The following is a 12445-nucleotide window of genomic DNA, read 5'->3' on the forward strand; positions in this document are numbered from 1 at the left end:
CACAGCGGCGAACGGCCGGTCCGGGCAGGCGCTACTGGAGCGAGCCGCCAGCGCGGCCGGCCAGCACCGGCAGGACCTGCCCGCAGATCGAGTGCAGGGCGATCCGCTGCTCGTCGGTCATCGCCTCGAAGGCCTGGTGGGTGCGGGCCATCTCGCCGCGGATGCGGTTCAGGATCTCCCGGCCCTCGGCCGTGATCACCACGATCTTCACCCGGCGGTCACCGGCCGCCGCCTCCCGGTTGGCCAGGCCCAGGGACTCCAGCCGGTCCACGATCCCGGTCACGTTCGACGCGTCGCAGCCCAGCCGCCCGGCCAGCGCCCGCATCGGCACCGGCTCCTGCACCGAGCCCAGCGCCTTGGCCTGGGAGGAGGACAGCCCGTGCCGGGCCGCGGCCGCCGCGAAGTCCTGGAAGTACGCGGCGCCCACGGCGGCCAACGCCTCCATCAGCTCGGCGTTGGTCGGTACGGTCGTCGTCGAGGTCGAACCCATGGGGTCAGCGTACGGCCGAGTGCTTCAGTAACTCAAGCTTTGACCACGGCAACCGTCGGCGAGCCGCCCCACAGTACCGCCGAACGGCACCGCCGAACGGCCGGACGGCACCGCCGGACCCGGCAGGATCAGAGCACCAGCTGGTCGAACAGCCGCCGCAGCTCGACCTCCGGGTCCGCGGTCAGCCCGGTGTGCACCGGTCCCGGCTGGACGACCGCGCTGCGCGGCGCCGTCAGCCACCGGAACCGCTGCCCGGGGCTGTCCGAGGCCGCCGGACCGGCCTGCGGCCCGCCCAGGCAGACCGCCTCGATCCCCTGCAGCGCCCGCCGCACCCCCTGCACGTCCGCCACCGGGTCCAGCGCCAGCAGCCGCGCCTGGTCCAGGTGGGTCCGCGCCGCCAGATGGGCGCTCTGCCGGCAGTACAGCAGCACCCCGACGTTCACGCACTCACCCCGCTCGACCCGCGGCACCGCCCGGATCACGGCGTACTCGTAGTCGTGGAGCTCCACGACGGCCGGCAGTGCGGCCGACAGCGGCTCGGTCATGCCGACACCTCCGGCAGCCAGTCCCGCGGACCGGCCAGTCGATCGGTCAGCTGGGCGCGGTACGCGGCGCGCACGTCCTCGGGCGAGTCGAACCCGAACTCGTCCACCAGCCACACCTCGGGAATCTGCGCCACCGCCGCCTCGACCGCCGCCTCCGCGAGCGGCGCGAGCGCCTTGTCCGCCGCCGCCACGTCCGGCCGGGCGCGCAGCAGCGCGTGATCGGACGCGTCGTAGGGGCGACGCACCCAGGCGGCGGCGCCGGCCCAGTTGTGGTGGAAGATCAGGCTCGCGCCGTGGTCGATCAGCCGCAGCCCGCCGGTCGCCACCAGCAGGTTGGGATTGCGCCAGGACCGGTCGACGTTGCCGATCAGCGCGTCGAACCAGAGCACCTGCCCGGCCAGTTCGGAGTCCACCTCGAAGCAGAGCGGGTCGAAGTTCAGCGCGCCGCTGACGAAGGCCATCCCGAGGTTGGTCCCGCCGCTGGCCCGCATCTGGTCCTGGACCTGGTGGTCCGGCTCGCTGCGCGCGAGCACCGGGTCCAGGTCGATCGTCACCAGCTCCGGCACCGGCAGCCCGAGCCGCCGCCCCAGCTCCCCGGCCAGCACCTCCGCGACCAACGCCTTCCGGCCCTGCGCCGCGCCGACCCACTTCAGCGCGTACAGCCGCCGGTCGTCGGCCTCGACCAGGCCCGGCATCGAGCCGCCTTCTCGCAGTGGCGTCACATACCGGACCGCCGTCACCTCGGGGAGCACGCCCGACAGCCTATCGGTGCCCCACCCGCCCGGCCCCCGCACCCCGACCTGTTCCCCTTCCTCTCTCCCCTCCTCCCCCCTCCGCCCCACCCCGGTGGCAGCCCCCGCTGCTCCGTGCGAGTGTGGCGGACAGTAATGGGGGCCTTCCGGTACGACCTGCACGGCAAAGGGATGAGCGATGGAACGACCTCGGATCCTGATCGTGGGTGGCGGCTTCGCAGGCCTGGAGTGCGCCCGCCGCCTCGAACGCAAGCTCTCGCCGTCGGAGGCCGAGATCACGCTGGTCACACCGTTCAGCTACCAGCTCTACCTCCCCCTGCTCCCCCACGTCGCGGCCGGCGTCCTCACCCCCCAGTCGGTGGCGGTCTCCCTGCGCCGGAGCCTGCGCCGTACCCACATCGTCCCCGGCGGCGCCATCGGCGTCGACCCGGCCTCCCGGGTGTGCGTGGTCCGCAAGATCACCGACGAGGTGGTCGCGCAGAAGTACGACGTCCTGGTGCTCGCCCCCGGCAGCGTCACCCGCACCTTCGACATCCCCGGCCTGACCGACTACGCCCGCGGCATGAAGACGCTGGCCGAGGCGGCCTACGTCCGCGACCACGTGATCGCCCAACTCGACCTCGCCTCGGCCACCCTGGACCAGCGGGAGCGCGAGTCCCGGCTGCAGTTCGTGGTGGTCGGCGGCGGCTACGCGGGCACCGAGACGGCCGCCTGCCTGCAGCGCCTCACCACCGCCGCGGCCCACCGCTACCCGCGGCTGGACGCCCGCCAGATCAAGTGGCACCTGATCGACATCGCCCCCAAGCTGATGCCCGAGCTCGGCGACGCCCTCGGCACGGCGGCCCTGGAGGTGCTGCGAGACCGCGGCATCGAGGTGTCCCTGGGCGTCTCGGTGGCCGAAGTGGGCGCCGAGACGGTCAAGTTCACCGACGGCCGGGTGATCCCCTGCCGGACGCTGATCTGGACCGCCGGGGTGGCCGCCAGCCCGCTGATCGGCACCCTGGACGCGGAGACGGTCCGCGGCCGGCTGGCGGTGACGGCGGAGATGCGGGTGCCGCAGTTCGAGGGCGTGTTCGCACTCGGCGACGCGGCCGCCGTCCCCGACCTCGCCAAGGGCGACGGCGCGGTCTGCCCGCCGACCGCCCAGCACTCGGCCCGGCAGGGCCGCGCGGTGGCCGACAACGTGATCGCCTCGCTGCGCAGCCAGCCGCTGGAGCCGTACTACCACAAGGACCTCGGCCTGGTGGTCGACCTCGGCGGCAAGGACGCGGTGTCCAAGCCGATGGGCGTCGAACTGCGCGGCATTCCCGCCCAGTTGGTGGCCCGCGGCTACCACCTGATGGCGATGCGCACCAATGCCGCCAAGTTCCGGGTCGGGGCGAACTGGCTGCTCAACGCGACCGCCGGGGACGACTTCGTCCGCACCGGCTTCCTCGCCCGCCAGCCCGCCCGGCTTCAGGACTTCGAGTACACCGACGCGTATCTGACGAAGGATCAGGTGCAGGCCCACGCCCAGTCCCTGCTCGCCAAGGGCTGAGCGGGGTCCGGGCCCGCGGCTCCCCCGCTACCGCGCCGCCCGGTGGTCCGGCCGGGGCGCCGAGCCCTTCGCCAGGTGGGCCCGGACCATGGGCAGGGCGACGCCCTCCAGCGCACCGGGCCCGCTGATCACCGGGTGGACGTTGACCTCGAAGACGCATCCGCCGTCCTCGACGGCGAGGTCCACGCCGCCGAAGGACAATCCCAGCGCACGGGTCGCGGAAACAGCCAACTCGGCGAGCCGCTGCGGCAGTTCCTCGGGCGGCAGCACGGTGGAGCGGGCGCCGCGCGCCTCGTTGCACGGCTCGTCGAGCGCCTCCTGGACATGCTCGCAGACCCGCAGCACACGCTCGCCCAGCACGACGACGCGCAGCTGGTGGCGGCGACCCCGGGCATCGAAGTTGCGGGCGTCGCGGGACAGTTGCCACTTCTGGCCGGTGGTGGCGTAGTGGTCGCGGGCGGCCAGGAGCTGGGCGGTGGTGGTGGCGTGGAACACGCCGTTGCCGCCCAGTCCGGTGGCGGGCCGGGTCCACACGTCGCCGCCCAGGCGGCGGAACGCGTCGAGCGCCGCCGCCCGGTCCGGCGCGTGCAGGGTGATGGTCGGGGCGTGCGGAATGCCGTGCCGGGCGAAGCGTTCGACGGTGCGGCTCTTGTCCGTGGCGTTGCGCCAGGCGGTGCTGTCGGCGGCGCCCAGGCGGGCGGTGTCGCTGCGGGCGAGGACGCGTTGGAAGTCCTCGAAGCGGTGGCGGTCGCCCGGCGGGATCTCGTAGACGATCACCGCGTCGGGGGTGAGAGTGGGGCCGTCCTCGGCGAGACGCAGGGTGAGGCGGCCGTGGCGGATCTCGGCGCGGCCGGTGCCGCCGGTCATGAAGCGGCGCGCGTCGACAGGTGTCGCGGTGGTACCGGTGAGCCGTTCGACCGCCGCTTCGAGGACGGCGCTGCTGCCCTCGTCGGAGCTGTGGTCGGTGATGACCACGATGGGGCGCTCGCCGTCGGTGTCGGGGCGCTGCGGGGCAGTGGGCATGGCGGTCACTCCTGGGCGCGAGGGTGGCGGGAGATGGCGGCAGCGGCCGACAATGCGTCGCCCGACGGCAGGACAGCCCTTCGATCAGATGCATGCCAACTCGTGTGATCAGGTTGATACTTACCTCGCCCGGCGGCGATTACGCCTCGGTGGCGACGCCGCCCGGCCGCCCCGGGGCCCGGACCGCCCCCGACCTGGCCGTGAACGCCGCGAAGTCGTGCCGCCGCCCCTCGCCGACCGGACAGGGGGCGAGGGGCGGCGGCACGTCCGGCTCACTCCGCCGTCAGGTACATCCCGCTCGCGTCCTGCCCGGCCGTGTTGTTGCACGCGTAGTTGCCGGTCGGCCGGGCCCACAGCCGGCTCAGGCAGGCGCCGAGCGCCTGCTGCCCGTAGTAGTCGGGGTGCATCGACTCCTGCAGCACGCCCTGGGTGGTGTTGAGGCCGCCGTCCAGGAAGCGCGCCCACTCGCCGGTGGTCGCGGACGGGCCGGAGCCCGCGGTCGGCTGCTGCGCGGAGGTGGAGCACACCTCATGGCCCTGGAGCATGTTCGAGAGGTCCAGGAACTGCGCCCCCTTGGCGGCCGCGACTCCCGCCAGCGCCTTGGAGATCTGCGGCACCATCGAGTCGCGCGCCCAGTCGGCGTCCCCGTCCCAGAACGGGCAGCCGCCGGTGTCCGACCGGCTCCAGCCGCTCTCCGGGTAGCGCATCTCGGCGCTGCGCGGGATCGGCGAAGGGTAGGACTGCAGCACCAGCCGGTAGTCGGACTGCGCGTAGCCCGCGCCGGTCATGACGGCCCGGATCTCGTCGATCGCCTTGCCGACCCCGGACATCGCAGCGGGCATCTTAGAGTCGATCTGGGACTGCGCCGAGTCGTGGCAGTAGGAGTACCAGACCAGGTAGTCCTGCACGCAGTCGGAGATGATCCCGGAGAAGCCGAGGTCGTTGCCGCCGATCGACAGCGTGATCAGCTTGACGTTGTTCCGGGCCGCCACGGTGGCGAGTTGGTCGGCCTGCGGGGCCTCCCCCTTCAGGGACTGCCCGCCGTTGGAGGCGCGGAAGATGTTGCCCGTGACGGCGCCCGAGCAGGCCAGGTTGATCTGCTGCTGCGCGACCCCCTGGGCACCGAGCACCTCGGCGACGTCGGAGCGGTCACAGCCGCTCGCCGCCGTCGGGCCGTAGACCAGTGAGGGGTCGTACGAACTGCCGGTCCAGGCCCGGTCGGTGCCGCTCCGGCTCCCGCTGGAGTCGGCCGAGTTGCCCTTCCAGCGGCCGGCCTCGCCGGAGATGTAGCTGTCGCCGAGCGTGACGCTGGCGGTCGGCCCACTGGGCACCGCGGCCGGGACGGCCGGGGCCGCCGAGGCGGGAGCGGCGAAGGCCGGCCCGGCCAGGGCCAGTGGCAGGGCGGCGGCCGCGATGAGCAGCCGTCTGGCGAGTCGAGGGGTGCTGCTGGTGCTGCTCGAACTGTTTTCGGGCACGGCGGAACTCCTGCGGCTCGGTCTCCCCGCGGTTCGGGGACGGGAAGACGCGTACGTGGGGTGGGCCGCCGGCCGGTGGCGCTTGGAAGATGGCATGGCCGCGCCGGTTACCGCTAGGTACGTGCAGCAGGTTTCCCGCTTTGTTACCGACGGGTTCAGACCAGTCTGGTGCCGGCACCGCCCGTTCCCAGCACCGCGGCCAGATCGTCGGCCAGGCCCGTTGCGCCCGCCCGGTCGAGGCGTGCGACGGTGAACCGCAGCCCGGGCGGCGACTGGATCCGGTACCGCGCCCCCGGCGCCGCCACCCAGCCGCGCTGCACCAGGGCCGCCAGCGCCGAGGTCTCGTCCGGCACCGGCACCCAGACGTTCAGCCCGCTCTCCCCGTGCGCCTCGATGCCGCGCGCCGCCAGCTCCGCCAGCAGCGCGCCGCGCCGCGCCCGGTAGGCGGCAGCCACCTCGGCGGCCGGCGCCGCGTCGGCGCGCCACAGCTCGGCGACGGTGCCCTGGAGCAGGTGGCTGACCCAGCCCGCGCCGAGCCGCAGCCGCCCGGCGACCCGACCGACCGTCTCCTCGTCGCCGACCATCACCGAGACCCGCAGGTCCGGCCCGTACGCCTTGGCCGCCGAGCGCACCACCGCCCAGTGCCTCGACCCGGCGCCGACCAGCGGGTGGTACGGCTGGTCGACGATGCCGTGCCCGTGGTCGTCCTCGATCAGCAGCGCCCCGGGGTGCTCGGCCAGGACGGCCCGCAGCGCCGCGGCCCGGGCCACACTGACGGCGGCACCGGTCGGGTTCTGCGCCCGGCTGGTCACCACCACCGCACGGGCGCCGTCGGCCAGCGCGGCGGCCAGCGCGTCCGGCAGCAGCCCCTCGTCGTCCAGCCGGACGGGCACCGGCCGCAGCCCCATCGCGGGCAGCAGGTCGAGCAGGCTGCCCCAACCCGGGTCCTCGACCGCGACCGCGTCACCGGGGCGCAGCCACGCCCCGAGCGCGCGTTCGATGGTGTCCAGCGCGCCGGAGGCGACGGCGATCGGGCCGCCGGGCAGTCCGTCGGCCTCGAAGGAGGTGCGGGCGAGTTCGAGCAGGCCGGGGTGGTTCTGCGGGTGCCCGTACAGCACGGGCTCGGCCCGGGCGGCCGCGGCGGCGGCCGCGAGGGCCGGGGCGAGGTCGGGCAGCAGCTCCGGGTCGGGGTTGCCGGTGGACAGGTCGCGGGCCCGCGCGGGGACCGGGATGCGGATCTGGTCGCGGGTGGTGAGCGCGGGCCGGGGCAGGATCCGGCTGCCCTTGCGGCCGGCCGTCTCGATCACGCCGCGGTCGCGCAGCAGCCGGTAGGCGGCGGCCACGGTGTTGGGGTTGACGCCGAGCTCGGCGGCGAGGTCGCGCAGCGGGGGGAGCGCGGTTCCGGGTGCGAGCCGGCCGCTGCTCACGCCCTGTTCGATGTGGGCCGCGATTTCGCTGGCGCGTCGCCCTTTGAACGGATAGTCTCCTAGCACAAACAAGATTATGCACTAGTACATAGGGGTTGTCATGTCGACCACGCCGGAAGTGAACCCGGAAGAGAACCCGGGCGCCGGTCCGGAAACACGCCCGGAGACCGCCGCGGACTCCGCCGGGCCGACCGCCCCCACCGCCGAGGCCCCTGTCTACGCCCGCACCCCCCGCACCACCCCCACCCGTTACAAGGACCGCGCCACCTGGGAGCGGGAGGCGATCCACGCCATCCTCGACGAGGCCTACCTCTGCCACCTCGGCTTCGTCGTCGACGGCGCCCCGGTCGTCCTGCCCACGGTCTTCGCCCGGGTCGGCAGCCGGCTCTACGTCCACGGCTCCACCGGCAGCCGCCCGCTGCGCGGCGCCGCCGACGAGCAGGGCATGCAGGTCTGCGTCACCGTCACCCACGTCGACGCCCTGGTGCTGACCAAGTCCGCGTTCAACCACTCGGTGAACTTCCGCTCGGTGGTCGCCCACGGCACCGCGTACCAGGTCACCGACCCCGAGGAGCTGGACGTCGCGCTGGCCGCCCTGGTCGACCAGGTCGTCCCCGGCCGCTCCGGCGAGATCCGCCCGGCCAACCCCAAGGAGCTCGCCGCCACCGCCGTGGTCCGGCTGGAGCTGGACGAGGTCTCGGCGAAGACCCGCTCGGACGGCGCCCAGGACGACCCGGCCGACGCCGACCTGCCGCACTGGTCCGGCCTCGTCCCGGTCAGCACCACCTACGGCGCCCCCGAGCCGCACGACCCGTCCGTCCCGCTGCCCGCGCACATGCGCCGCTACCCCCGCTGAGGAGGGCCGTCCGATGCTGATCCGGTCCTGGGACCGCGGTGACGAGGAGGAGTGGCGCGCCTGGCTGGCCGAGGGCCGCGACTTCGGCCTGCTCGCCGCCAACGGCGGCCCCGACGCGGGCCCGGTGCTCGTCCCGACGCACTTCCTGCTGGACGCGGAGCGCGGCGAGATCCTGCTCCACCTCGCCGCGCCCAACCCGCTGCTGGCCGCCGTCCGCACCGACCCGAACGTCACCCTGGCGGTCACCGACGGCTACGCCTTCGCACCCGGCCACTGGCGCGGCGAGCCCGGCACGCCCACCAGCTACTACGCCTCCGTCCACTTCCACTGCACCGCCGAGGTGGTGGAGTCCGCCGAGGGCAAGGCGGAGATCCTCAACCGCCAGCTGGCGCACTTCCAGCCGGAGACCCCGGAGGTCCGGGTGGTCCCCGGCGCCAACGAGTTCGGCCGGCTGCTGCCCGGCCTGCGCGGGCTCCGCCTGACGGTCCGGGAGGTGCGCGCCAAGTTCAAGTACGACGACAAGAAGCCGGCCGAGGCGCAGCACGAGATCGCCGAACGCCTCGCCGCCCGCGCGGACGCCCCCGCGCTCCGCCGCGACCAGGACGCCGCCGCCCGCACCCAGTTGCTGCGGCGCCACGAACGGCGCCGACAGCGGCGCGCGGCCACCGCGCGCGCCGCCGACTGACCCCGTTTCACCCGATCGGTCCCCAACTCGGGCAGGTCGGCCGCCACGCTGATCGAATGTGAGACGAGTCCTGCCCAGCCGTCAGGGCGGGCCCGTCCACTCGGGGAGCGCGCGTGTCCACAGTCCACCACCAACGGGCCTCCGGCGAGGCCCACCTCGGGCACGTTGTCTTCATTTCGGCGGCCGCCGCGATGGGCGGCTTCCTGTTCGGCTACGACAGCGCCGTGATCAACGGCGCGGTGACCGGCATCCAGAAGCACTTCGGGGTCGGCCACGGCACCACCGCCTTCGTGGTGGCCATCGCGCTGCTCGGCTCGGCCGCCGGCGCGGTGGTCGCCGGGCGGCTGGCCGACCACTTCGGCCGGGTGCGCACCATGCTGCTGGCCGCCGTGCTGTTCGCGGCCAGCGGCATCGGCTCGATGTTCCCGCCGAACATCGAGACCCTCGCCACCTGGCGCGTGGTCGGCGGCGTCGCGATCGGCATCGCCTCGGTGATCGCCCCGACCTACATCGCCGAGGTCGCGCCGACCGCCTACCGCGGCCGGCTCGCCTCCTTCCAGCAGATGGCGATCGTGCTCGGCATCACCATCTCCCAGCTCGCCAACTACGCGCTCAACCAGGCCGCCGGCGGCGAGTCCACCGGCCACCTCGGCGGCATCCAGGCCTGGCAGTGGATGCTCGGCGTCGAGACCATCCCGGCCCTGGTGTACGGGCTGATGGCTCTCTCCATCCCGGAGTCGCCGCGCTTCCTGATCGCCGACCACCGCGAGGCACAGGCCCGCAAGGTGCTGGTCGAGGTCGAGGGCGCGGACATCGACCTCGACGCCCGGGTCGCCGAGATCCGCGCGGTGCTGGAATCCGCCCACAAACCCCGGCTGAAGGACCTGCTCGGCGGCCGATTCGGCCTGCTGCCGATCGTCTGGATCGGCATCGGCGCCTCGGTGTTCCAGCAGTTCGTCGGCATCAACGTGATCTTCTACTACTCCTCCTTCCTCTGGCAGTCGGTCGGCATCAACGAGTCCAACTCGCTGCTGATCAGCCTCTCCACCTCGATCATCAACGTGATCGGCACCGTGATCGCGATGGCCCTGGTGGACCGGATCGGCCGCAAGCCGCTGGCCCTGGCCGGCTCGATCGGCATGGCGGCCGCGCTGGGCACCGCGGCCTGGGCGTTCTCCTACCGGCAGGGCACCGGCGACACCGCGACCCTGGACAACACCCACGCCACCGTCGCCCTGATCGCCGCGCACGTGTTCGTGCTCTGCTTCGCCTTCTCCTGGGGCGTGGTGGTCTGGGTGCTGCTCGGCGAGATGTTCCCCAACCGGATCCGGGCGCTGGCCCTGTCGGTCGCGGCCTCGGCCCAGTGGATCGCCAACTGGGCGATCACGGTCAGCTTCCCGGACCTCGCGGACTGGAACCTCTCCGCGACGTACGTCATCTACGCGGCCTTCGCGCTGCTCTCCATCCCGTTCGTGGCCTTCTGCATCAAGGAGACCAAGGGCCGCGCCCTGGAGGAGATGGGCTGACCGGCCCCCTCCCGCACCTGCGCCGCACGCGGCCCGACCCACCGAGAGGAAGCCATGCCAGACGAGGGCGGCTCCCGGCAGAACGTCAGCTTCCCGAGCAACGGTCGCACCGCGCACGGGTACCTGGCCCGCCCTCCGCAGGGGGTCGGCCCGGGCCTGATCGTGGTGCAGGAGTGGTGGGGGCTCACCTCGCACGTCGCGGACATGGCCGACCGCTTCGCCGCCGAGGGCTTCACCGTCCTGGCCCCCGACCTGTTCGGCGGCGCCACCACCCACGACCCCGCCGAGGCGGCCCGGCTCAGGCGCGAACTCCCGGTCGAGCGGGCCGTCGAGGACCTCTCCGGCGCGGTCGGCTTCCTGCTGTCGCTGGACGGCGTGGTCGGCGACGCGGTCGGCGCGGTCGGCTTCTGCATGGGCGGCGGCTTCGCCCTGATGCTGGCGGCCCGGGCCGGCGACGGGGTGGCCGCCGTGGTCCCGTTCTACGGTCTCCCGTCGGATCCGGACTTCGACTACCACGGCCTGACCGCCCACGTCCTCGGCCACTTCGGCGAACTCGACGGCTCGATCCCGATGGCCGCCGTGGACGAGGCGGCGATCCGGATCGGCGAGGCCACCGACGTCCGCCCCGAGATCCACTTCTACCCGGCCGGCCACGCCTTCATGAACGACGAGAACCTGCTCGGCAGCTACGACCCCCTGCAGGCCCGGATCGCCTGGCGCCGCACCCTCACCTTCCTCTGGGGCCACCTCGGCTGACGCCCCGCCCCACCGACCGGAGCAGACGCGAAAACCGGATAGACACCTGTACGAACTCCGGCCATAGTCACCCGGGTGCCCACCCCACTCCCCCGCCGCCTCGCCTGGGCGAGTCGCAACTTCCGCATCCAGACCGCCGCCACCGTGATCAGCGGCCTCGGCAACGCCGGCGCCCCCATCGCGACCGCCTTCGCCGTCCTCGGCAACGGCGGCGGAGCCACCGAGGTGGGGTACGTCACCGCCGCCCGGCTGCTGCCCACCGTCCTGTTCCTGCTGCTCGGCGGCACCCTCGCCGACCGGCTGCCGCGCCACCACGTGATGGTCGCCGCCAACCTCTTCAGCGCCGTCTCCCAGGCCGTGCTGGCCGCCCTGGTGCTGGCCGGGCACGTCCGACTGTGGCAGCTGCTGCTGCTCTCCGCCGCCGGCGGCGCCGGCTACGCCCTCTACTCCCCCGCGGCCGGCGGCATGATCATGCAGGCCGTCCCCCAGGAGCACGCCGCCCGCGCCTTCTCGGTCTTCCGGATGGGCCAGAACGCCTCCCAGATCGGCGGCGCCGCCCTCGGCGGAGCGCTCACCGCCGCCGTCGGCCCGGGCTGGGTGCTCGCCCTGGACGCCCTCTGCTTCCTGATCGCCGCCTCCCTGCGTTTCTTCCTGGAGGCCGAGGCCGCGCCCGCCCCCTCCGGCGGCGGCATGCTGCGTGATCTGCGCGAGGGCTGGCGGGAGTTCGCCTCCCGCCGCTGGCTGTGGGTGATCGTGCTGCAGTTCGCCGTGGTGGTCGCCTGCATCAACACGGTCGAGTCGGTGTACGGACCGACGGTGGCCGACGAACGCCTGGGCGGCGCGGGCGCCTGGGGCGGAGCGATGTCCGCGTACGGCGTCGGCCTGGTCGTCACCGGTCTGCTGATGGCCCGTTGGCGCCCCCGCCGGATCCTGCTGGTCGGCAACTGGGGCGTGTTCCTGTTCGGCGCCCCCGCCCTGGCCCTGGCCGCCGGCGCGCCGCTGCCGCTGCTGATCGCCGCGATGTTCCTCTCCGGCGTCGGCGTCACGGTCTTCGGCGTCAACTGGATGGTCGTGCTCCAGCAGGAGATCCCGGAGGAGATGTTCTCCCGGGTCGCCGCCTACGACGAGCTCGGCTCCTACTCGCTGGCCCCGGTCGGCACCGCGCTGGCCGGCCCGGCGGCGGCCGCGCTCGGCCTGTCCGGCGCGCTCTGGGCCTGCGCCGCGCTGTGCCTGCTGCTGAGCGCTGTCGTCCTGATCGATCCGCAGATCCGCCGGCTGTCCCGGCGCGACCCGCGGCGAAGCACCCCGGACGCAACGGTGCCCGCCGGTGAGCCCGCACCCGCGCCGTGAGCGCCCTGTGCGCCCCGCGTGCG

At 73.7% G+C, this 12445-nt stretch carries 12 protein-coding genes; 6 read left to right on the plus strand and 6 right to left on the minus strand.

Annotated elements, in window-relative coordinates; genetic code table 11:
* Positions 1-31 precede the first annotated feature (31 nt).
* The 3 genes from ABTY61_RS14470 to ABTY61_RS14480 all read right to left on the minus strand — a co-directional run bounded on the left by ABTY61_RS14470 (position 32) and on the right by ABTY61_RS14480 (position 1787).
* The gene (locus tag ABTY61_RS14470) at positions 32-490 is read right to left on the minus strand and encodes a MarR family winged helix-turn-helix transcriptional regulator (protein ID WP_350505294.1); all 459 of its coding nucleotides are present in this window, start codon (positions 488-490) and stop codon (positions 32-34) included.
* A 128-nt stretch (positions 491-618) separates the two neighbouring features.
* A complete protein-coding gene (locus tag ABTY61_RS14475) occupies positions 619-1035 on the minus strand; it encodes a DUF3037 domain-containing protein (protein WP_350505295.1) in 417 nt (138 codons plus the stop codon).
* Positions 1032-1787, minus strand: a complete 756-nt coding sequence (locus ABTY61_RS14480; protein ID WP_350505296.1) for a HipA family kinase — start codon at positions 1785-1787, stop codon at positions 1032-1034. The genes ABTY61_RS14475 and ABTY61_RS14480 overlap by 4 nt, the downstream gene beginning before the upstream one ends.
* A 178-nt stretch (positions 1788-1965) precedes the next feature.
* On the opposite strand from ABTY61_RS14480, the gene ABTY61_RS14485 reads away from it, so the two are divergent.
* Positions 1966-3324 (plus strand): NAD(P)/FAD-dependent oxidoreductase, encoded by a 1359-nt coding sequence (locus ABTY61_RS14485; RefSeq protein WP_350505297.1) that lies wholly within the window; start codon positions 1966-1968, stop codon positions 3322-3324.
* A 27-nt stretch (positions 3325-3351) separates the two neighbouring features.
* Here the strand turns inward: ABTY61_RS14485 and ABTY61_RS14490 are convergent, their stop codons facing one another.
* The 3 genes from ABTY61_RS14490 to ABTY61_RS14500 all read right to left on the minus strand — a co-directional run bounded on the left by ABTY61_RS14490 (position 3352) and on the right by ABTY61_RS14500 (position 7315).
* Positions 3352-4347, minus strand: a complete 996-nt coding sequence (locus tag ABTY61_RS14490; protein ID WP_350505298.1) for an ATP-grasp domain-containing protein — start codon at positions 4345-4347, stop codon at positions 3352-3354.
* A gap of 272 nt (positions 4348-4619) precedes the next feature.
* A complete protein-coding gene (locus tag ABTY61_RS14495; protein ID WP_350505299.1) occupies positions 4620-5822 on the minus strand; it encodes a GDSL-type esterase/lipase family protein in 1203 nt (400 codons plus the stop codon).
* Positions 5823-5977: 155 nt separating this feature from the next.
* Entirely contained in the window at positions 5978-7315 is a 1338-nt protein-coding gene (locus tag ABTY61_RS14500) for an aminotransferase class I/II-fold pyridoxal phosphate-dependent enzyme (RefSeq protein ID WP_350505300.1), read from the minus strand.
* A gap of 34 nt (positions 7316-7349) precedes the next feature.
* Here ABTY61_RS14500 and ABTY61_RS14505 point away from each other — a divergent pair, with 34 nt between their 5' ends.
* The 5 genes from ABTY61_RS14505 (at position 7350) to ABTY61_RS14525 (ending at position 12422) form a co-directional block, all read left to right on the plus strand.
* Positions 7350-8105: a pyridoxamine 5'-phosphate oxidase family protein gene (locus tag ABTY61_RS14505; RefSeq protein ID WP_350505301.1), complete on the plus strand. Its 756-nt coding sequence runs from the start codon at positions 7350-7352 to the stop codon at positions 8103-8105.
* 13 nt (positions 8106-8118) lie between these two features.
* A complete protein-coding gene (locus ABTY61_RS14510) occupies positions 8119-8790 on the plus strand; it encodes an FMN-binding negative transcriptional regulator (protein ID WP_350505302.1) in 672 nt (223 codons plus the stop codon).
* Positions 8791-8981: 191 nt separating this feature from the next.
* The gene (locus tag ABTY61_RS14515) at positions 8982-10316 is read left to right on the plus strand and encodes a sugar porter family MFS transporter (RefSeq protein WP_502895311.1); all 1335 of its coding nucleotides are present in this window, start codon (positions 8982-8984) and stop codon (positions 10314-10316) included.
* A 54-nt stretch (positions 10317-10370) separates the two neighbouring features.
* A complete protein-coding gene (locus tag ABTY61_RS14520) occupies positions 10371-11072 on the plus strand; it encodes a dienelactone hydrolase family protein (RefSeq protein ID WP_350505304.1) in 702 nt (233 codons plus the stop codon).
* A 75-nt stretch (positions 11073-11147) separates the two neighbouring features.
* Positions 11148-12422, plus strand: a complete 1275-nt coding sequence (locus tag ABTY61_RS14525) for an MFS transporter (RefSeq protein WP_350505305.1) — start codon at positions 11148-11150, stop codon at positions 12420-12422.
* Positions 12423-12445 lie beyond the last annotated feature (23 nt).

This window comes from Kitasatospora sp. NPDC096128, from assembly GCF_040303105.1.
GTDB lineage: Bacteria > Actinomycetota > Actinomycetes > Streptomycetales > Streptomycetaceae > Kitasatospora.